13 protein-coding genes are annotated in these 21,801 nt (G+C 40.2%); 9 read left to right on the forward strand and 4 right to left on the reverse strand.

What is annotated here, in order from left to right:
* Window positions 1-15: 15 nt before the first annotated feature.
* From SanaruYs_RS03725 to SanaruYs_RS03745, 5 genes are all read left to right on the forward strand, one after another.
* On the forward strand, window positions 16-1,632 hold the full coding sequence (locus tag SanaruYs_RS03725) for a complex I subunit 4 family protein (RefSeq protein ID WP_127121150.1): 1,617 nt from the start codon (window positions 16-18) through the stop codon (window positions 1,630-1,632).
* 2 nt (window positions 1,633-1,634) lie between these two features.
* Window positions 1,635-3,107, forward strand: a complete 1,473-nt coding sequence (locus SanaruYs_RS03730; protein WP_127121151.1) for an NADH-quinone oxidoreductase subunit N — start codon at window positions 1,635-1,637, stop codon at window positions 3,105-3,107.
* Between the two features lie 12 nt (window positions 3,108-3,119).
* Window positions 3,120-5,003, forward strand: a complete 1,884-nt coding sequence (locus SanaruYs_RS03735) for an amidophosphoribosyltransferase (protein ID WP_127121152.1) — start codon at window positions 3,120-3,122, stop codon at window positions 5,001-5,003.
* Window positions 5,004-5,119: 116 nt separating this feature from the next.
* Window positions 5,120-8,194 carry a SusC/RagA family TonB-linked outer membrane protein gene (locus tag SanaruYs_RS03740; protein ID WP_127121153.1) on the forward strand — a complete coding sequence of 1,025 codons (3,075 nt, stop codon included), beginning with the start codon at window positions 5,120-5,122 and terminating at the stop codon, window positions 8,192-8,194.
* Window positions 8,195-8,213: 19 nt separating this feature from the next.
* Window positions 8,214-9,584: a RagB/SusD family nutrient uptake outer membrane protein gene (locus SanaruYs_RS03745; RefSeq protein WP_127121154.1), complete on the forward strand. Its 1,371-nt coding sequence runs from the start codon at window positions 8,214-8,216 to the stop codon at window positions 9,582-9,584.
* A 74-nt stretch (window positions 9,585-9,658) separates the two neighbouring features.
* Here SanaruYs_RS03745 and SanaruYs_RS03750 read toward each other — a convergent pair whose 3' ends face one another.
* On the reverse strand, window positions 9,659-10,414 hold the full coding sequence (locus SanaruYs_RS03750; RefSeq protein ID WP_127121155.1) for an XRE family transcriptional regulator: 756 nt from the start codon (window positions 10,412-10,414) through the stop codon (window positions 9,659-9,661).
* 73 nt (window positions 10,415-10,487) lie between these two features.
* On the opposite strand from SanaruYs_RS03750, the gene dinB reads away from it, so the two are divergent.
* The 4 genes from dinB to SanaruYs_RS03770 all read left to right on the forward strand — a co-directional run bounded on the left by dinB (window position 10,488) and on the right by SanaruYs_RS03770 (window position 16,246).
* Window positions 10,488-11,696, forward strand: a complete 1,209-nt coding sequence (gene dinB / locus SanaruYs_RS03755; RefSeq protein ID WP_127121156.1) for a DNA polymerase IV — start codon at window positions 10,488-10,490, stop codon at window positions 11,694-11,696.
* Window positions 11,697-11,863: 167 nt separating this feature from the next.
* Window positions 11,864-12,427 (forward strand): transposase, encoded by a 564-nt coding sequence (locus tag SanaruYs_RS03760; protein ID WP_246011829.1) that lies wholly within the window; start codon window positions 11,864-11,866, stop codon window positions 12,425-12,427.
* A 195-nt stretch (window positions 12,428-12,622) separates the two neighbouring features.
* On the forward strand, window positions 12,623-13,162 hold the full coding sequence (locus SanaruYs_RS03765; protein WP_127121157.1) for a 2'-5' RNA ligase family protein: 540 nt from the start codon (window positions 12,623-12,625) through the stop codon (window positions 13,160-13,162).
* A gap of 12 nt (window positions 13,163-13,174) precedes the next feature.
* Window positions 13,175-16,246, forward strand: a complete 3,072-nt coding sequence (locus tag SanaruYs_RS03770) for a DNA polymerase III subunit alpha (RefSeq protein ID WP_127121158.1) — start codon at window positions 13,175-13,177, stop codon at window positions 16,244-16,246.
* Window positions 16,247-16,385: 139 nt separating this feature from the next.
* Here SanaruYs_RS03770 and SanaruYs_RS03775 read toward each other — a convergent pair whose 3' ends face one another.
* The 3 genes from SanaruYs_RS03775 to alaS form a co-directional block, all read right to left on the reverse strand.
* A complete protein-coding gene (locus SanaruYs_RS03775; RefSeq protein ID WP_160118575.1) occupies window positions 16,386-17,528 on the reverse strand; it encodes a TlpA family protein disulfide reductase in 1,143 nt (380 codons plus the stop codon).
* Window positions 17,525-18,988 (reverse strand): Asp-tRNA(Asn)/Glu-tRNA(Gln) amidotransferase subunit GatB, encoded by a 1,464-nt coding sequence (gatB, locus tag SanaruYs_RS03780; RefSeq protein WP_127121331.1) that lies wholly within the window; start codon window positions 18,986-18,988, stop codon window positions 17,525-17,527. Before gatB ends, SanaruYs_RS03775 begins: the two co-directional genes overlap by 4 nt.
* Window positions 18,989-19,092: 104 nt before the next feature.
* Window positions 19,093-21,708: an alanine--tRNA ligase gene (gene alaS / locus SanaruYs_RS03785; protein WP_127121159.1), complete on the reverse strand. Its 2,616-nt coding sequence runs from the start codon at window positions 21,706-21,708 to the stop codon at window positions 19,093-19,095.
* Between the last annotated feature and the right edge of the window lie 93 nt (window positions 21,709-21,801).

Here is a 21,801-nt window from a genome sequence, read left to right on the forward strand (position 1 = left end):
ATGTTGTATTAGCTGATGCAGGCCTATTTACTTTCCCTATTGCTGATAATACCACTGGCAGGTGCGTTGGTAACGCTTGCTATGCCCTCAACTTCCAAACAGTTTAGAACCATAGCCTTGGCTATCAGCCTACTTCAGGTTATTGTTTTACTGCTGGTCTTCAGTCATTACTCAACGCAGCAAAATGGTTTACAACTGATTGAATTAAAACCATGGATTACACTGGACATGGGAGCCTGGGGCATTCTCAAGGCTAACTACTTCTTGGCGGTTGATGGTCTTAGTTTACCTTTAGTAGCACTCTCCGTAATTGTTATTTTGATTGCCGTTATCTCTTCGTGGAAAATTGAAAAAAGTCCTAAAGGTTATTTTGCGCTGCTCCTCATATTAAACGCTGCGGTTATTGGCACTTTCTGTGCTCAGGATTTTCTGCTTTTCTATCTCTTCTTTGAATTTATGTTGTTGCCTATGTTCTTCCTCATTGGTATATGGGGAGGTGTTAAAAGGGAATATGCTTCGATCAAATTTTTCCTGTACACCTTATTGGGCTCAATCTTCATACTGATTGTAATGATTGCCCTTTACTTGTCAACACAAAGTATTGGCGATGGTGAATTGATAATCCATTCTTTTAGTCTTGTGGACATGCAGGATGTGAACAATATTATTAGCAATTCAATTTTAGATCCGCAACGCAATGTAAGCATACTAGGCATGTCGGCCAGAACGTGGGCCTTCATCTTATTATTCATTGGCTTTGGTATTAAATTACCGATGATACCCCTACATACCTGGTTACCCGATGCACACGTAGAAGCCCCAACACCTATTTCTGTTTTATTAGCAGCGTTGTTATTAAAAATCGGTGGTTATGGATTACTCAGAATTACCTATCCCATATTTCCAGACATTGCCTTAGAGTTAAGTTGGTTGGTAGCACTCTTTGGTGTTGTATCCATCATCTATGGTGGTCTTGCTGCTATGGCCAGCAAAGATTTAAAAAGATTGATCGCCTACTCTTCTGTTTCACACATGGGGTTTGTGCTGTTAGGCGTTGCCTCTGTTACACCTGAAGGAAGTGCCGGAGCCATTTATCAGATGGTCAGTCATGGTATTATTTCAACCATGTTATTCTTATTGGTTGGTGTATTATATGACCGCACCCACGACAGAATGATTGGTAACTATTCCGGCCTTTCAACTAAAATGCCAGTCTACTTTACCTTTACACTTATTGCTTTCTTTGCTTCATTAGGGTTGCCGGGGCTATCTGGTTTCATGGCTGAGCTCATGGTTTTTCTGGGTGCCTTTAAATCCGGTAGCACCAACTATTTATTGCATGAAAGCTTTGCCATTGTGGCTACTTTTGGTTTAGTGCTGGGGGCAATCTATTACCTGTGGACATTACAGAGAATGTTCTTTGGTAAGTTCCATGTAAAATCTGGCATTAATAATAACCTGGCAGATGTTGATCTGCGGGAGAAAATTATGCTTATCCCTTTACTGTTAATTACAATTACTTTAGGCATCTTTCCACAATTACTACTTGATTTTATCAACCCTTTTGCCGAGGCCTTTAGCTCGTCTATTCTTGAAAGTGGTAAAACATTAAGAGCTTTACTTCAGCGATAACCATGCAGGGGATAGCAGAAAAATTAGAATGGATTCAATTAAGCCTTGGGTATTTTTTACCAGAGTTACTGCTGTGTGTTAGTGTAATTTTTCTTTTGCTGGCCAGTCTTTTTTCTAAAGCAAAAGAAAGAGCAACTGATGCTTTCGCTCTGACTTTTTTCATAGGTGCATTTGTTTTATCGTTACTGCAGTATAGTGAGGTATCATCAACTATTCCGCTTTTCAGCGGTATGCTTCAGCTTAACAATTTTTCAACCCATTTAAAGATACTAATTGATCTGGCGGCTATTCTTACAGTGCTTCTCTCCTATTCGCAAAAAGAACGTAAAGGAGAATATTATGCATTAATTGCAACGGCTACACTGGGAGCACATTTACTTGTAATGAGTAGCAATCTTGTCATGGCTTTTCTTGCACTGGAACTTATCTCACTTCCTTCTTATGCATTGGCAGCTTTTGGCTTTCAGAAAAAAAGTATGGAAGCTGCACTTAAATATTTTTTATTTGGATCAGTAGCATCTGCCATTATGCTATACGGCATGTCTATGCTTTATGGACAAACACTTACGCTAGACTTCGCATCCAGTACATTCCGACAAGCGATCTTTGACAACCAAAACTATTTTTTAGTTATCAGTGTATGCTTTGTATTGGTTGGCTTCTTATTTAAAATGAGCAGTGCACCGGTACACCCGTGGGCACCAGATGTATATGAGGCATCGACCACGCCAGTCGTTGCTTTCTTTTCTGTTGTGCCTAAGCTGGCAGGACTAGGAATTCTCATTCACTTTATACAGGCTTTAAACTTAGGCGGATACTCTTCTATTCGTTGGTATGTGATCATTAGCCTTATCGCCATTCTTACATTGATCATCGGCAACTTTGCTGCTTTATTGCAAAAGAATCCCAAACGTATGATGGCTTATTCCTCCATCGCACAAAGCGGATTTTTATTAATTGGTGCCATAACGCTGAATGAACAAGGTATTGCAGTAATGCTTTACTATGCAACGGCCTTTCTACTAGCCAATTATCTCGTATTCTGGTACATCGCTTATTTTGAGGAGCAAACTGTTGTAGAAATCGCGGATTATGCCGGTGTGGGTAAAACTCAACCCTTCGCCTCCATTATGCTCTTAATTGGCCTGATCTCATTAACAGGTCTACCACCAACTGCTGGTTTTATGGCTAAACTCTTCATTTTCTCATCATTATGGACCGCCTATGAAGACTCACAAGCAATTATCTATATGATGTTATTTGTTGTGGGCTTACTCAATACTGTAGTTTCTCTCTTTTTCTACTTAAAAATTCCTTATCAGGCCTTTTTAAAGGCAGAAAGTCGAACACTTACTATTAAAAAATCGATACTAGTAAATCTTTTCGGAATAATTGTGGTTATCATGCTGTTAGTTTTATTCTTCATGCCTTCAAGTTTGATGGGTTGGCTGAATAGGATTAACTTTGCACTTTGATACGCTCCACTCATGACTGACGAAATCCTTCACGAATGTGGCATTGCCATGATTCGCCTGCGTAAGCCCCTTTCTTACTACGTAGAAAAGTACGGCCCAACCTACGCGATGAATAAAATGTATGTGCTGATGGAAAAGCAGCACAACCGCGGGCAGGACGGAGCCGGTATTGCCAATATTAAAATTGACGTAGATTCAGGACACCGATACATCAGTCGCTACCGTTCAATTAAACAACAGCCTGTGGCTGACCTTTTTAAAAAAATAGGTAAGAAATTCAGAAAAGCGCAAAAACTAGGAAAAGACAGATTTAAAGACGAGCAATGGCTTAAGGAAAATGTGGCCTTTACAGGAGAACTTTGGTTGGGTCATCTTCGCTACGGTACGCATGGTCGCAATAGCATTGAAAACGTTCATCCCTTCTTACGCCAAAACAACTGGAGAAGTCGTAACCTAGTAATGGCCGGCAACTTCAACATGACCAATGTTGACGAACTCTTTGATATTTTAGTAGGGCTCGGTCAGCATCCTAAAGAGAAAGTAGACACTGTAACCGTAATGGAAAAAATAGGTCACTTTCTTGATGAAGAAGTGCAAAGCCTTTTCGAGAAGTATAAAGATCAATTTTCTAATAAAGAGATTTCTGAGATTATCGAAAATGAAATTGAAATAGCACGTGTACTCAGACGTGCCTGTAAAGATTTTGATGGTGGCTATGCCATGGCTGGTATGACCGGCTCAGGCTCTTCATTCGTAGTACGCGATCCAAACGGTATTCGTCCTGCTTATTTTTATGCCGATGATGAAATAGTAGTGGTTGCTTCTGAAAAGCCTGCTATTAAAACTGCATTCAACATCGACTACAACCAGATTGAAGAGATTAAACCCGGGCATGCTTTAATCGTTACCAAGAGTGGCGAATATGAACAGCATCAGATTATACAACCCGGAGAAAAAGCATCCTGCAGTTTCGAGCGCATTTATTTCTCACGTGGTAACGATCCTGATATCTACAGAGAGCGTAAACAACTTGGTAAGTTATTAGTACCCCAAGTATTAAAAGCCATCAACTTCGATTTAAAAAATACAGTCTTTTCTTATATTCCAAACACAGCCGAAACAGCTTTCTACGGTATGATGGCCGGTGTAGAAGAATACCTGATTCAAAAACAGAAAGAAGTATTGTTGGAAGGAAAGCCAACGATGGATGATGCCGAAGACATACTCTCCTTCAGACCACGCATTGAGAAAATTGTTATAAAAGATGCCAAGTTGCGCACCTTTATCACCGATGATGAACACCGCGATGATCTTGTGTCGCATGTGTATGACACTACTTATGAAGTAATTCGTAAGGGAGTGGATACCTTGGTGGTCATTGACGATTCAATTGTAAGAGGAACTACGTTAGAGAAAAGCATTTTAAAAATGCTGGATCGTTTAGAACCCAAGAAAATTGTAGTAGTCTCTTCTTGTCCACAAATACGTTACCCCGATTGCTATGGTATAGACATGAGCAAGATGGGCGAGTTTGTCGCCTTCCGTGCTATGCGGGAACTCTTAAAAGATACTGGCAAAGATTATCTGTTAGACGAAGTCTACGAAAGATGCCAGGCAGCTAAAGAACTTGAACAACACCAAAATTTTGTACAAGCACTATACGACCAATATACTGACGAAGAACTCTCCGCAAAGATTACAGACATTGTAAGACCTGTCGGCATGAGAGCAGATTTAGAGGTTGTTTTTCAAACCGTTGACAATCTTCATAAAGCTATTCCACATCATAAAGGCGACTGGTACTTTACTGGAAACTACCCCACTGCGGGTGGTATGCGGGTTGTCAACAAGTCGTTCATCAACTACCTAGATGGTAAACTAGTAAGGGCTTACTAACCAATATTTAGGTAGGATTTCCTCTTTCCTCAGAATTATATTGAGCTAAAAGTGATATAAGTAGAACTTTTTACTGCTTTTTATTACTTTACAGCGTCAATCTAAACCTAAAATTTATGAGGAAAATTCTACTCTTAGTGGGTTTGTTCATGTCATTAACCCTGGCTACGAACGCCCAAGAACGAACTGTTTCCGGAAAAGTTACCTCTGCTGAAGATGGTACAGCTTTGCCGGGTGTAAACGTTGTAATCAAAGGAACAGCCGTAGGGACGGTAACTGATGCTGAGGGTAATTATCGATTAAGTGTGCCTTCAGGAGGCTCAGCATCATTAGTGTTCTCTTTTATTGGTCTTAATACCACCGAAGTGGCTATAGGAGAGCGTGCAACGGTTGATGTTTCACTCGCACTTGATGTAACACAACTTAACGAAGTGGTTGTTGTTGGTTATGGTACGCAGTTAAAGCAAGATCTTACAGGAAACATTGCAAAAGTAAGCGGTGATGCCATCCAGAATTTATCGGTTACAACTTTCGAGCAAGCGATGCAAGGAAGAGCTGCTGGTGTTTTGGTTACGCAACAAAATGGAAAGTTAGGCCAAGGCTTGAATATAAGAATCAGAGGATCATCTTCAATCAGTGCGGGGAACGAACCCTTGTACGTAGTTGATGGTATGATTATCAACAACGACAACTTATCAGGTACTGATGCCGCTACAAACGCACTTGCCGATTTAAACTCTAATGACATTGCTTCACTAGAAATTCTAAAAGATGCTGCTGCTTCAGCTATTTATGGAGCAAGAGCTGCCAATGGTGTTGTGCTCATTACTACCAAAAGAGGTAAGGCTGGTAAAACAAACTTTACAGCTAATTATCAATTTGGTTCAAGCAAACCAACTCGCAACAGAGAGTTTCTTAATTCAGCACAATATGTTGAGTTAATGCGTGAATCTGCATATAATAACGATTTGGCAGATGGGTTCGATCCAATTAATAATCCTGCTGACTATCCCGACTCTTGGTTAGAATTCTGGGAAGGCTACATGGACTACCTTGGTGGCCATACCGACTGGAGAACATTGGAGACTAACACTGATTGGGAAAAAGAAGCTTATCAAAAAGCTAACTTTAATTCGTTTGATTTCACAGCAAGCGGTGGTACAGATAAAACCACATTTTATTTTGGTGGTGGACTTACTGATCAGGACGGTATATTAATTGGTAACTCTTTCAGAAGAATTTCAGGAAGATTAAACCTAGACCATAAAGCAACCGATAAGCTTAGCTTTGGTATGAATGTTAATATTGCGAATACAATTAACGATAGGGTTACAGATGATAATGAGTTTTCAACACCATTACAGTTAGTTGCACAAGCTCCGATTACACCAGTAAGAGATGCTGAAGGAAGACTATATGACAACTCTTTAAATCCTTCAATGTCATATTACCCTGCTACTGTTGAGTTAGAGAACGCTGAGTTCACAACTAAAGTTTTCAGAAACATTGTTGCCACAAACGCTACTTATAAAATAAGCAATGATTTACGTTTGATTGGAGAATACGGCTTTGATCTCCTAACTCAAAATGAAAGTCGTTACCAAAACGAATTTACAGAAGTAGGAAGATCTGTAGGTGGGTATGGCCGTTCTAGATGGACACAAGTGTTCAACTCAACCGCACGTGCTTTATTAATACTGGATAAAAATATTGCTAAGCACAGTATCAATGCCACTTTTGGAACGGAGTTGTTACAAAAGAGAATAGATTTTCAAGATGCTCAAGGACAGGGTTTTCCAATTCCTAACATGAAAAAACTGACCTCGGCTGCTACACCTGTAAGTATACCGGGTACACTTAATGAAGAAGCATATACTTCCTTCTATGCAAGAGCTAACTATAAGTTTAACGAAAAATATCTATTCAGTCTAAGCGGTCGTATGGACGGTTCATCCAAGTTTAGTCCTGATAATCGTTATGGTTTCTTTCCAGCAGCTTCAGCGGGATGGATCTTATCACAAGAAGGATTCATGTCAGGTGTTACTCCTGTCAGCTTTTTAAAGTTAAGAGCGAGTTATGGTTTAACTGGAAATGCATCAATACCTGACTACCGCTATCTACGACTTTATAACGGTATTGGTTACGGTGGAACACCTGGATTACAGCCCGGACAATTAGAGAATCCTGATCTGCGTTGGGAAAAAACAGCTCAGTTAGATATTGGATTTGATTTTGGGTTTTTCAATGACAAACTAACCGGTGAAGTTGATTACTATAACAAGCAGACTAGCGACCTTCTACTGGATAAGCCAGAACCAGCAACTAGTGGCTATACAACAGTCTACGAAAACATTGGAGAACTGGAGAACAAAGGATTTGAACTCGTTTTAAACTATACTATTGTTAAAACCTCTGACCTTTCGATATCTATAGGCGGTAATTACGCAGCTAATAGAAATAAAGTATTAAAACTTAATGAAGGTCAAAATCAGATTGGACCCACAGGTTCTAGATTTTTAAACGCAGTTATTGTCGGCCAACCCATTGGTGTATTCTACGGTCGTGAATATGCAGGTGTAGATCCAGCTAATGGTGATGCATTGTGGTTTGTTAACGGAGAGAATACAGGATCAGCAACAACAAACAATTTCAATTCAGCTAACCCTGTAGTATTAGGTAATCCAACTCCTACATCAATTTATGGTTTTACCACTAATGCAACCTTTAAAGGATTAGAACTGTCGGTTCTATTCCAGGGCGTTGCAGGTAATAAAGTATTTGATGGTGCTGGTAGTTTTATGTCGGCAAATGGAAGGTACGAAGACAACTCTACTGTTGATCAATTAAGAAGATGGCAAAACCCAGGCGATATCACAGATGTGCCTCAAGCCAGATTATACGGAAACAATGGTGCTCAGTCTTCAAGCAGGTTTTTATATGACGCTTCGTACTTAAGATTGAAAACGCTGACTCTTGCATACAATTTCCCTGCCTCTATGATCAGTCGTTTTAAATTGTCAAGTGCACGTTTGTATGTGACGGGGCAGAATCTACTCACCATTACTGATTACAAAGGATGGGATCCTGAGGTTAACTCTGATGCTTTCGCTACCAACATTGATCTGGGTAACGATTTTTATGCTGCACCTCAGGCTAAAACAATAACAGTAGGTGTTAAAGTTGGTTTCTAATTATTCAACCCGATTGATTATGATATTTAATAACTATAAAAAAATCTTACTCGTAGCAGCTACTCTATTGGCAACTGCCTGCGAGGATAAGTTGGATCTGACAGATCCAAACAATGCTGAAGATAAATTTGCATTGGCAACCGACACTAACGTTAAATCAACGTTAATAGGTGCTTACAATAACCTTTCTGCAGGGGCTTACTTTGGCGGCAATACACTTCGCAACAGCGAACTAATGGCTGCAAATGATGAAATCGTATTCTCAGGTACATTCAACGATGTTTCTGATCTTTACAGAAAGGAGATGATCGCTGCGAACTCAGATGTTGCTAATATGTGGATAGCTGCGTATGCAACTATCAATACAGTAAACAATGTGTTAAGCGCTTTGGATGTTGTAAATGAAGAAGATCGTGATCAGGTGGAAGGTGAAGCTCTTTTTCTGAGAGGTTTGTCTTATTTTGAATTGATTCAGTTTTTTGCTCAACCTTATTCAGCTGGTAATACCACAACAAACCTTGGTGTTCCTATCAGACTTGTTGAAGATCGAAACAGTACTGAACCTGTTGGCAGAGCTACTGTTCAGCGAGTATATGAATTAATTCTTGATGACCTGAATACTGCTGAAAGTCAATTAGCAGAAGGCCCTAATTCAGGTAAGGCTACAGCAGAAGCTGCAGCTGCAGTATTGTCACGTGTACATTTGCAAATGGCAAACTATGTTGAAGCACGCAATGCCGCTGACAGAGCAATCTCTTCTGGTAACTATGAACTAGTTGACGAAGTTGCGCTCGCATTTGAAGGCCCGACCACTTCGGAGGATCTCTTTAACATTCCTGTGAGTGAGGTAGACGGAATTAATAACATGGTGACTTTCTTTGCTGCAAGTGCTTTAGGTGGACGTGGCGATGTTGAAGTTCAGGACAGTCATCTTGATCTTTATGAAGCTGACGATGAGCGATTATCAGAATTATTCTATATTGATCCTAGTACAGATGACATCCGTACTGGAAAATGGGCTAATCAATTTGGTAATGTAAAAATGATTCGTCTGGCCGAAATGTACCTAACCAGAGCTGAATGTAACGAACGCTTAGGTACTTCAGTAGGTGATTCACCGCTTAATGATGTTAACCTGATACGCGAAAGAGCAGGTTTAGATCCGTTAGGAGCTGTTACACTAGCCGATATTTTAAATGAGCGAAAGTTAGAGCTTGCACTTGAAGGTCAGAGACTTCATGATGTAAAGAGACTTCAGGAATCTATTGTTTTAGGAGCCGTAACTTTCTTCTATGATGATGATCTATTGGTGTTCCCTATTCCTCAACGCGAAATAGACGTTAACACTGCATTGGCAGGACAACAAAATCCAGGATACATCACAAACTAAACTGGATTTGAATTTGAAAAACAGAAAACCCCGTGCAAGCGGGGTTTTTTGCTTTCAAACATAGCTATGGCAAACTATTTCTTTTTATGAAGCGTAACCAGTTGCAAGGCTAACTGATCCGCTAAGGGTGATGTTGATTGTATACTGTCGGGTAACGATTTACTGTAGAAGGAATGCACTAACCAAAGTTCCATTACTTCGGAAGCTTTTATTGTATAGGGTTCATACACCCTGTTGTCGGATACTAACAACAACGTTTCCTTGTGCTCTTTAAATTGAAATACGCGTTTAAAAACTATTCCATCCTGCTTCGTCACCAATATATAAGATTTTCCATTTTTCAAATCCTGCAGTGATTCCACATATTCACCAAAAACAATACTGCCAGGTTGTATCGGCAACATAGACTCACCTTGTATTTCAAAAGCACGATGTGTTCGGTTACGCGGTAACATCGGCATACTGATCTTCGGCAACTCACTTATGTATTCCGGATCCTGATAACCCGACAAATATCCTGCTGCTGCCTTTTGAGGTATCAACTCTATATTCTCCCTATCATTACTGTCTACTGTAATGGCCAATACTTCTCGCTTAGCAACTTGCTTCTTCTTTTGAGTTGGTTTACTCAAATCGTCCTGCACCAAAGCATCTAAACTAAGATCAAACAGAGTGGCTATGCGCATAAGGGTAAAAAGTGGGGGCACGGCCCGCTCCTCTTCATAAGCACCAACTACTGGTTGTTTTACATCCAATTGATCAGCCAATTCCTTTTGCGTCCATCCACGCTGTTGCCTCAGATAACGAAGGTTCTTATTAACAAACGACATGCTGCAAAGTAATACTAAATATTTTAGTTTTACAACATAACATTTTACTAATTTATTTAGTTAATGTTGCAGTATGGATCGGAACATCATTCACATGGATTTGGACGCTTTCTTTGTAGCCGTAGAGTGCCGCAAAAATCCGTCTTTGAAGGGTAAGCCGCTTATTGTAGGCGGTCAAAGTCGCAGGGGCGTAGTAGCAGCCTGCAGTTATGAGGCACGTGCCTTTGGTGTACATTCTGCCATGCCCATGTATCTGGCCATGCAGCTCTGCCCTGAGGCTACTATCATTTCCGGTGATATGGAGGCTTATAGCCAAATGTCGCATGAAGTAACAGAGATTATTGCCTACCACGCTCCCCTATTCGAAAAAGCATCTATTGATGAGTTTTACATTGATGCCAGTGGTATGGATAAGTTTTTTGGGGCTTTTAAGTGGGCGCTGCAATTACAACAACAGATCATTAAAGAAAGCGCACTCCCTATTTCATTAGGTATGTCTGTCAATAAGCTGGTGTCTAAAGTAGCCACCGCAGAATTTAAACCATATGCAAAAATGCATATTGTTTCGGGTGACGAGCAGAATTTCCTAGCGCCACTGGCTGTCGATAAACTGCCTATGGTAGGCAAACAAACTGCCACTTTTTTATACGATATGGGGGTGCGCACAGTGGCTACGTTGCGCGACATGCCACTAAAATTTTTAGTAAGTGCCTTTGGTAAAAATGGTGTAAGCCTCTGGAACAAAGCACATGGCATTGACGATACACCTGTTGTGCCCCATAGCGAACAAAAGTCCATTTCTACTGAATCAACTTTCGAAGAAGACACTATTGATGTTAAAAGACTGAAATCGATTCTGATTGCCATGGTTGAAAAAGTAGCATTTCAGCTGCGTGAACAAAAGAAACTCACGGCTTGCATCACTGTAAAAATACGTTATTCCAACTTCGACACAGAAACCAAACAAGTACACGTTCCCTACACTTCTTCCGATCACATTATACTGCGTGTAGTACAAGAGCTCTTTAATAAACTCTATAATCGCAGGATGTTGATTCGCTTAGTAGGCATACGACTAAGCAACCTGGTGCACGGCAATCACCAGATCAATTTATTTGATGATACCGAACAAGACATTAACCTGTACGAAGAAATGGATTATATCAAACACAAATACGGATCAGAAAAATTAGTAAGGGCCACTACACTCGATGTGAGCAAGCGTGTGCGTATGGAAATGAATATGTTTAAAGGAAAAGTAAGGAAGAACCTGGTTAATTAAAATCACCCTGGTCTGTGTCATCACAGACCGGAACAATTAAAAAAATAAATCCTAACCCTGGTCTGTGTCATCACAGACCAGAATAATTAAAAAACAAATCCATCTCCCCGGTCTGTGTCCCCACAGACCGGAAGCACAAAATATTAACCTTCATCTTTTTATAAAAAATGGAAGATCGAAATTTAAAATACGACACGAGAAACTCCAGAATGGATTTGAATAGGGTTTATTTTTGGACAGACACTATAAAAAACTGGAGACATTTATTCATCAAAGACGACCTTAAACAAGTAATTATCGACTGCCTGAACAATCTTATTATTCGAAAAAAAATATTAGTCTATGCATTCGTGATTATGCCCAATCATATTCATCTCATTTGGGAAATGCTTGAACTCAATGGGAAAGAAATGCCACACGCCAGTTTTAATAAATTCACCAGTCATCAATTTCTAAAGTTGTTAATGGAAGAAAATAGCAAAGAGCTCAATCAATACCAGGAAAGCGATCTTGAACGTAAACATCGATTTTGGCAGCGCGATCCTTTAGCTATACACTTGGACGGAAAGACAAAAGCAGAACAGAAATTAGAGTATATACATCTGAATTCTTTACAAGAAAAATGGAGTTTGGTAATTAAGCACGAAGACTATAGGTGGTCTTCAGCTAAATTCTATGAAACTGGTGAAGATGAATTCGGGATTTTAACTGATTACAGAGACCGATTTTGATTTTTATTAAGGTCGCAATCTGGTGTACTTGAATCGTGACCGATATCCCCAGCCATTCCGGTCTGTGAGGACACAGACCGGGGAGAAGGGTTTGTGAGTACCGCAACCTTGGTCTGTCCTTACAGATCAGAAAACCTAAATTGACACAAATTGTCATTTAATAAAAATACCTTCGTAACAACAAAACAAGAGAATATGAATCCTTCACATACATCATTCAGCGAAAAATCGAAAGAGCTTCTCTTCGTACTAACGCCACCAACACCGTTACAGGAAACAGTCAATCACTTTAAAAAAGATGCTGAGAACCTGGTTGGTTACCCGTACAAAAGTCGTTATGCCAAAGCACACATCACCCTGGGCTATTGCATTACTGATCAACCACTAAAACTTATCTGGTCTATTGCCGATAAGATGCAGATACATGCACCATTTCATGTTCACATAAAAGATTGCCGCCCCTTACTGCATGGCGAAAACAGAAGCATTTGTCTGGATGTTGCCAATAAATCAACAGTTACCGACATAACTGATAATTTATCAGAACTGACTGAAACCACAGATACGCCTCACCTTACCATCGCCCGAAACCTTCCTTATGAAGACTTTGCTAAAGCGTGGCCTTATTTTCAGAACATTCATTACAGCAACAACTTTATTTGCGATCGTATTACTGTACTTGAACGTGCCGGCAACCGCTGGATTCCATATGAGCAAATTCCTTTAGCCGGCTGATGAACCCCAACTATGTATCTCAATTGTCACACTGCTTATAGCTTTAAGTATGGAACACTTCAAATAGAAGACCTGTTCAGCGAAGCTAAAAGGTGTGGTGTACATAAACTGATACTAACAGAAATCAATAATACAGCGTCATACATCGAGATGCTTCGCTGTTGCGAAAAAAATATGCCATCCAAAAATGGTCTAACCAAATATGGGCAAGAACCCTATTCATTAGAGATTGGCATTGGTGTTGAGTTCCGAAAAGAGGATGAACTCCTCTACATCGCGCTGGCGCGCAATAACAATGGCTTTGAGCAAATTAATCGCCATTTATCGCGGTACAATCGTGGTGAAGTGAATCTTCTCTCGAGGGCTCCAGAACTATCAGATACCTTTATTCTCTATCCGCTGGGGAAGATTGAACCAGACTTACTCCGCAAACACGAATTTATAACCGTACGTAAATCGCAACTAAATGCCTATAAGCTGCATGCTGATCGAAAAGAATTTGCACACAAATTTGTGTTACACCATCCGGTAACATTAAGGCCACCCATTACCGAACAAAATGGAAAAACAAAAAAAGTAAACTACAGAGATCACAACATTCATAGACTATTGCGCGCCATTTCCTGTAACACGCTGCTGAGCAAACTCAATGAACACGCACAAGCCGATAGAGGCGAATATATGTTGCCTGAAGCTGAGTTACTTAAAAATTTTGAACAATTCCCCGATCTAATTGCTAATACACAGCGACTACTCAACAAATGTTCACTTGATTTTAATTTAGGAGAAGACAAAAACAAAAAAGTTATAAAAGATAAAAAGGAAAACGACATTGCTTATTTGCGTGAAGAAACCAAAAAAGGATATCAGCGAATTTATGGCAATGATCAACGCATCTGGCAAGAGCGTATCGAAAAAGAGTTATCCATTATAGAACGTAAAAATTTTACAGCGTACTATCTAATCAGCTATGACCTGATCAATTTTGCCAAACGAGAAGGTTATGATTTTGTCGGGCGTGGAAGCGGTGCTAACAGCACTGTAGCATATTGCCTGGGCATCACCAACGTAGACCCTATCGAACTTGATTTATACTTCGAACGTTTTTTAAATGAGGAACGCTCCTCCCCGCCTGATTTCGACATTGATTTCTCCTGGGATAACCGTGATGCCATTTATCAATATATCTTCTCAACCTATGGTGAAGAACATGTTTGCCTGCTCGGTACACATACAACTTATCAAAGGAAATCCATTATCCGGGAATTGGGTAAAGTTTTTGGTTTACCTAAAGAAGAGATTGATGAGATCGTAGAATTTCCGGACGCCAATAGAAAAAGAGATCATATACGCGAACTTATATTCAGGTACGCAGAATATATGAAAGACCTGCCAGCCAACATTTCTATTCATGCCGGTGGTGTACTCATTACTGAAAAACCAATTTATGCGTATACTGCTACAGAACTTCCCCCTAAAGGTTTACCAGTATCGCATTTCGAAATGCACAGTGCCGAAGATTTTGGTATCTATAAGTTTGACATTCTAAGTCAACGTGGACTTGGTCATATAAAAGAAACTGCCAAACATGTAAAGAAAAATCAGGGAATCGATGTAGATGTACACCAGTTCAGAAAATTTAAAGACGATGAAAAAATAAAAGACCTGCTGCGCAACAGTAAGGCTATGGGTTGTTTCTACGTAGAATCACCTGCCATGCGTATGTTGTTGGGTAAATTACAATGTGAAGATTATCTAACACTTGTAGCCGCAAGCTCTATCATACGGCCAGGGGTTGCCAGTTCTGGAATGATGAAGGCCTACATTGAGCGTTATCATACAGTAAAAAATGGTGGTACTTATGAAGCCATTCATCCAAAAATGGATGAGCTAATGCGCGAGACGTATGGTGTGATGGTCTATCAGGAAGATGTTATTAAAGTAGCGCATCACTTTGCAGGACTAACTTTAACAGAAGCAGATGTACTACGCAGGGGCATGTCGGGCAAGTATCGTTCGCGAGAAGAGTTTCAACGGGTACGCGATCAGTTTTTTTCAAACTGTAAGAAACGTGGTTATGAACAAAAAGTAACTGACCGTGTCTGGTTTGAAATAGAAAGCTTTTCCGGTTATTCGTTTGCTAAAGGGCATTCTGCCAGCTATGCAGTAGAGAGCTACCAAAGCCTGTACTTAAAAGCACATTATCCACTTGAGTTTATGGTTGGAGTGATCAATAACTTCGGTGGTTTTTACAGTACTGAATTCTATTTTCATGAAGCGAGAATGAATGGTGCCATTATACAAGCACCTTGTCTTAACAATAGCGATTACCTGACAAGCATACAGGGCAAAACCATCTTTATGGGCTTTATTCATATTAAAAGTCTGGAACAGAAAATAGCAAAAGCCATTGAAGCCAACCGACAGCTACATGGTGTTTATACAAGCCTTGATAATTTTTTACAACGCATACCTGGTATAGGACTGGAACAAGTAAGAATTCTCATTCGCATAGGCGCGTTCCGGTTTACCGGAAAAAATAAGCAACGTCTGCTGTGGGAAGCCATGCTCTACCTGAGTAATTCAAAAAGCAAACTACCCAGCACAGAAGTACTTTTTGATACTGAACCAAAAGACTTTCCGCTGCCACCTTTATTGCGTAGCGACCATGAAGATGCTTTCGATGAAATTGAATTACTGGGTTTTCCGCTGTGTGACCCTTTTGATCTGCTACCCAATAAAAATCTGGGCAATACCCTGGCAAAAGAACTGGCCAACAAACTAAATAAGGTTGTAAGCATTATCGGTTATGTCGTTACCACAAAACCAACCAGCACCACTAAAGGAGATGCGATGAGTTTTGGTACTTTCTATGATGCTGAAGGAAATGTTTTTGATACCGTACATTTCCCTAACGTACACAAAGCCTATCCCATGCGTGGTCGTGGATTTTACCTAATTAAAGGGAAAGTAACTGTCGATTTTGGTGTATACATGATTGAAGTGCAGCAGCTTGAAAAACTTTCGATGATCCATAAAAGACCGGAAAAGGTTTATCAGGAGGTTGAGTCGATTTCGCATTAATCTAATACTCCAATTTTTTAAATTCTAAAAAATTTGGTGTAATGACTCTGAGAATTAAAAAATGCTTTAAGTATTAACAAACTCAGAGCTACCTTCGAGTAGCGCTGAGCAGAGATAAATATTAGCCTGGTACTCTGAACTATTTCCCCAAAACCTCTTCCAGTTTTTGTTCCAGTGCGGCACCACGCAAATTTTTAGCAATAATCTTTCCTTCTTTATCTAACAACAGCGAATAAGGAATGCCTTGTATATCGTAAGTCTTAGCTGCCTCTGATTGAAAATATTTAAGGTCTGATACGTGTGTCCATGTTAAGCCATCTTGTTCAATAGCCTGTACCCAGTCTTCTTTAGTGCGATCTAATGAAACGCCAAACACAGTAAAGCCTTTGCTCTTAAAGCGATTAAATGCTTTTACTACATTAGGATTTTCTCTACGACAAGGACCACACCACTTAGCCCAAAAATCAACCAGTACATACTGTCCGCGTAAAGAGCTCAGTTTAACCACCTGACCCTCCGGATTAGGTAATGCAATTTCTGGTGCTTCCTGACCAATGGCCAGCTTCTTAAGCTTATCAACTTTTTCAATAAATGTTTTAGCATGGCTATAGCTGCCCCAATTTGTACGTAACTTATCCGCTACTGAAAGATAGAGGTCAAAATACTCGTCTGCATCTAATGAGTTATTCTGCAATAAATTAACAACAGCCAATGATGGTGCTTGTTCTTTTAGATAAGCTGCTACCTTATCCTTATTAACCTTGTCTAGCTTCATATAAGCCTGCTGCAACACTAACATCTTTTCCTGATTGCCTTCTCGTTGTGCTGTTGCAAAGTCTTCATTCAGCTTTGCTACTTCAGGCATAGTCTCCGTTGCACGAAGCATCTTTTGCGCATTGGAGATAATATCCATATCGCGTGAGCCGGTTATTTCCGAAAAACCTTGTGGACTATTACCGTCTACATTTACTTCAATATCACTTCTGTCAACAATTAAATTGATTACTTGTGTGTTATAAAAATTAATACGATAGTAGCCCGGCTCGCTGAGCTTTATTTTTTTCGCAAAGGCATAATTGCTTTTAAGCGTAATCGTATCTTCCCATGCTGAAGAAGTATTACTTTTTAACTCCTGAATAACAATCTGCCCTTGTTGTGGAAAACCCACCTTACCCTTGATGGTTACATACCAACTCCCATCACTCTCGCTTTCTGTAGTGGCGGATGAACAAGAGATCAATACAACAAAACTTAGAACAACAATCTTAAATAAACTCCTCATAACACTTCTAATTTCTTTGATAATAATTCACTGGCCAGTTTAGGGTCGGCTTTACCCTTACTCCTTTTCATTACTTCGCCCATAAACATGGCGATTATTCCCTTCTTTCCACTTTTATATTCCGCTACCTTTTGCGGATAGCTATTGATTACTTCTTCAATGATCGGCATTAAACTTCCTGTATCACTTTCCTGCAACACATTCAATTGCTGTGCCACTTCCAATGCACTTGTCCCTTGTTTTTCTGCCAATACAGGAAATACCTGTTGCGAGGCTATTGAAAAACTAAGTTTGCCTGCTTCCACTAAATCAATCAACTCAGCAAGTATAACAGGACGCACCGGAATTTCCGATGCCTTATTTGTCAACGTTTTCAAATAAGCTTTAACCGGTCCCATCATCCAATTAGAGGCCGCTTTATAATGCTTTGTTCGTTGACAAAGTTCCTCGAAGTACAAAGCGATTTCTTTAGAATCGGTTAATACTTGTGCATCATACTGTGGCAATCCATATAACTCGGTGAATTTCTTATGTAAATCGTAAGCCATTAAAGGCAGACTCTCCATAATGCTGTTCAACCATTCCTCCGAAACAATAACAGGACTTAAATCAGGGTCAGGAAAATAACGGTAATCATTTAATTCTTCCTTGGCGCGCATGCCGTATGTCTTGCCAGAAGTAATATCAAACATCCGCGTTTCCGATATAATGCTATTTCCTCTTTCTACTTCTTCTATTTGTCGCTCAATCTCAAAATCAATCGCTTTCTGAACATAGCGAATGGAGTTCATATTTTTGATCTCAACCTTCTTGCCAAAGGTCTTCGCATCTTTTAGCATAATAGAGATATTGGCATCGCAGCGCAAGGAACCTTCTTCCATATTGCCATCACAAATATCGAGGTAACGAACACGCTGTCTCACCTCTGTTAAAAAAGCAGCTGCCTCCTCAGATGTACTCAGTACCGGTTCTGTTACAATTTCAATTAACGGTGTCCCAGCCCTGTTCAAATCCACAAGGCTATACACACTATCCTGATCATGAATCAGTTTACCAGCATCTTCTTCTAAATGAATTCGGTTGAGTATAATATCTTTTTGTCTTCCGTCTTTTAGTGTAATGGGCACATAACCACCTATGCAAATGGGTGTTCTGTCTTGCGTAAGCTGATAACCTTTCGGAAGATCAGGATAAAAATAGTTTTTGCGATCGAAGATGTTGTAACGCGAAATCTTCGACTGACATACCAAACCCATTTTAATGGCATACTCCAATGCTTTTTTATTAAGCTTGGGTAAGGTGCCGGGATGAGCAAGGTTAACAACACTGATGTTTGTATTAGGGGAACCACCAAATGATACAGACTCGCTGCTAAAGATTTTAGAAACCGTGCTAAGCTGTGCATGCACTTCTAAACCTATTACAACCTTGTATTTATCTCTGATTGATTCTTTCAACATCATTTCATTTAATCAATCTCCGCGGTCTGTGTCCCCACAGACCACATCTATCTCTATTCTATATTTTCGGTCTGTGAAGACACAGACCGAGGTACAGCAACTTACTATTTAATCATTCCCCTTGCTTTCACCAGCACAGCATCAAGACCCGCTAAATTTTTACCACCTGCTGTTGCAAAGAAGGGCTGTCCTCCGCCTCCACCATCAATTTCTTTAGCCAATTCTTTCACCATGTTACCGGCATGATACACTTTGGTTTCTGCCAACTGCTCGCCTACCATCACACACACCTGTGGTTTACCTTCTACTTCAACGGCCAATATCAATAACAAATCATTGAACTGATTGCGCAATGCATAGGCAACATTTTTCACGGTATCGGCATTGGGCAAGGATATTTTATCCATGATAAGCGTCTTATCACCTTGCTTAATGGCTTTGGTTACCAATACATCTTTTACCTGATTAGCTTTCTCCTGGTTAAATACTTCCAGTTTTTTCTCTAATGCCTGTTTCTCTTCTGCTAACGCTTTTACCGCTGCTGATAAATCTTTAGGGTTCTTCAGCATCCCACGTATTTCATCGAGCAAAGAAACTTCATTGCGTACATAGGCTTCTGCTTCATCAGCTGTGATGGCTTCAATTCTACGTACGCCTGCTGCTACTGAACTCTCTGATATTATTTTAAATAAACCAATGTGACCCGTAGCCCTTACGTGAGTTCCTCCGCAAAGTTCTACAGAGAATTTCGGATCGAAAGTGATAACGCGTACAAAGTCACCATACTTCTCTCCAAACAAGGCCATCGCACCAAGCGTTTTTGCTTGTTCGATAGGCACATTGCGCTTTTCATCCAGCGCAATATTCTCGCGCACTTTCTGATTCACGATATCTTCTACTTGCTGAATTTCTTCAGGTGTCATAGCTACGAAGTGTGAAAAATCGAAGCGCAATAATTTATCGTTTACCAAAGAACCTTTTTGCTCTACATGCTTACCAAGCACTTGACGCAAAGCTGCGTGTAATAAGTGCGTAGCGGAGTGGTTATTCATGCTTTGTCTGCGCTTGTCGCGTTGCACTACTGCATGGAAAGAGGCAGTTAAGCTCTCCGGTAATTTATCAGAGAAATGAACAATGAGTTCGTTTTCTTTTTTAGTATCAACAATAAAAATTTTCTCGTTAGCCGATTCTATAAATCCTGTATCACCTACCTGACCACCACTTTCAGCATAGAAAGGTGTTTTGTTAAACACTAACTGAAACTGTTCTTTATTTTTTTGTTTGATGATGCGGTACTTCACCAGCTTCACATCTTCTTCCAGGGAATCATAACCGGTGAATTCAGTTTTCACATCATCACCAATACTCATCCAGTCACCGGTTTCTTTAGAAGCAGCGGCCTTCGAACGATCCTTCTGCTTTTTCATTTCCGTTTCGAAGCCTGTTTCATCAATAGACAAGCCACGCTCGCGGGCAATAAGCGAAGTCAGATCGACAGGAAAACCGAAAGTATCATATAATTCAAAAACTTGATCTCCTGCAATAACTTTGTCTTTCTTCTCTTGTATAATGGCATCAATCCTTTTCAAACCTTTTTCTAGCGTCCTCAAAAAAGAAGCCTCCTCTTCAAAAATTACCTTGCTCACATAATCTTCCTGTGCTTTCAGTTCACCAAAAACATCTTTTAACTGATTAGCTAATACGGGCACCAGTTTGTAAATGAAAGGTTCTTTGAAATCGAGGAAAGTAAATCCATACCGGACGGCTCTTCTCAAAATTCTTCTAATCACATAGCCTGCACCCGTGTTAGAAGGCAACTGACCATCGCAAATAGCAAAGGAAACGGCTCGTACATGGTCTGCCATCACGCGCATGGCAATGTCTGTCTTCTCATCTGCTTTATATTTTACGTTGGCTGCTTCCCCAATAAAAGTAATCAGGGGTTGAAATACATCGGTATCGTAGTTAGATGTTTTGCCTTGTATGGCCATACACAAACGTTCGAAGCCCATACCCGTATCCACATGTTGTGCTGGCAACTTTTCTAATGATCCATCGGCTTTGCGGTTAAATTCCATGAACACGAGGTTCCAGATTTCCACCACTTGAGGGTGATCATTGTTGACAAGCGTTTTACCTGGTACTTTCTTCACTTCTTCATCGCTGCGCAAGTCAACGTGTATTTCTGAACAAGGTCCACATGGGCCACTCTCGCCCATCTCCCAAAAATTATCTTTCTTACTGCCGTGCAGAATACGTTCTTCATCAATGAAGGCTTTCCACAAGCCTTTTGCTTCTTCATCTACCGGAAGACCATCACCTTTATCACCACCAAATACGGTTACATACAGACGATCTTTCGGCAGTTTGTATTCTTCTGTTAATAATTCCCACGCCCAAGCAATAGCATCTTTCTTAAAGTAATCGCCAAAACTCCAGTTGCCCAACATTTCAAACATGGTATGGTGATAGGTATCAATACCCACCTCTTCCAGGTCATTATGCTTGCCACTTACACGCAAACATTTTTGTGTATCCGCCACGCGGCTGCTTTTGGGTGTTGTATTACCCAAAAAACAGTCCTTAAACTGCACCATACCAGAGTTGGTGAATAACAAGGTTGGGTCATTTTTCAGCACCAGAGGCGCAGATGGCACGATTTGATGCCCTTTTTTCTCAAAAAACTCTAAAAACTTCCTGCGTATCGAACCCGAATCCATATTAAAAAACTTGTAAGTGTCTCGTTTTTACTATATTAGTCCGTTTTTAGCAAACGGCAAGCTGCAAAATTAACCGTAAAGTGGGGAGTTTGA

It is taken from the genome of Chryseotalea sanaruensis, from assembly GCF_003990915.1.
Classification (GTDB): Bacteria; Bacteroidota; Bacteroidia; order Cytophagales; family Cyclobacteriaceae; genus Chryseotalea; species Chryseotalea sanaruensis.

Coding starts and splice junctions, on each gene's coding strand:
- SanaruYs_RS03725 (WP_127121150.1), top strand. CDS start 16: ATGCAGGCCTATTTACTTTCCCTATTGCTGATAATACCACTGGCAGGT.
- SanaruYs_RS03770 (WP_127121158.1), top strand. CDS start 13,175: ATGTATCTCAATTGTCACACTGCTTATAGCTTTAAGTATGGAACACTT.
- SanaruYs_RS03765 (WP_127121157.1), top strand. CDS start 12,623: ATGAATCCTTCACATACATCATTCAGCGAAAAATCGAAAGAGCTTCTC.
- SanaruYs_RS03745 (WP_127121154.1), top strand. CDS start 8,214: ATGATATTTAATAACTATAAAAAAATCTTACTCGTAGCAGCTACTCTA.
- SanaruYs_RS03760 (WP_246011829.1), top strand. CDS start 11,864: ATGGAAGATCGAAATTTAAAATACGACACGAGAAACTCCAGAATGGAT.
- SanaruYs_RS03750 (WP_127121155.1), bottom strand. CDS start 10,414: ATGTCGTTTGTTAATAAGAACCTTCGTTATCTGAGGCAACAGCGTGGA.
- SanaruYs_RS03775 (WP_160118575.1), bottom strand. CDS start 17,528: ATGAGGAGTTTATTTAAGATTGTTGTTCTAAGTTTTGTTGTATTGATC.
- alaS (WP_127121159.1), bottom strand. CDS start 21,708: ATGGATTCGGGTTCGATACGCAGGAAGTTTTTAGAGTTTTTTGAGAAA.
- SanaruYs_RS03740 (WP_127121153.1), top strand. CDS start 5,120: ATGAGGAAAATTCTACTCTTAGTGGGTTTGTTCATGTCATTAACCCTG.
- dinB (WP_127121156.1), top strand. CDS start 10,488: ATGGATCGGAACATCATTCACATGGATTTGGACGCTTTCTTTGTAGCC.
- SanaruYs_RS03735 (WP_127121152.1), top strand. CDS start 3,120: ATGACTGACGAAATCCTTCACGAATGTGGCATTGCCATGATTCGCCTG.
- SanaruYs_RS03730 (WP_127121151.1), top strand. CDS start 1,635: ATGCAGGGGATAGCAGAAAAATTAGAATGGATTCAATTAAGCCTTGGG.
- gatB (WP_127121331.1), bottom strand. CDS start 18,988: ATGTTGAAAGAATCAATCAGAGATAAATACAAGGTTGTAATAGGTTTA.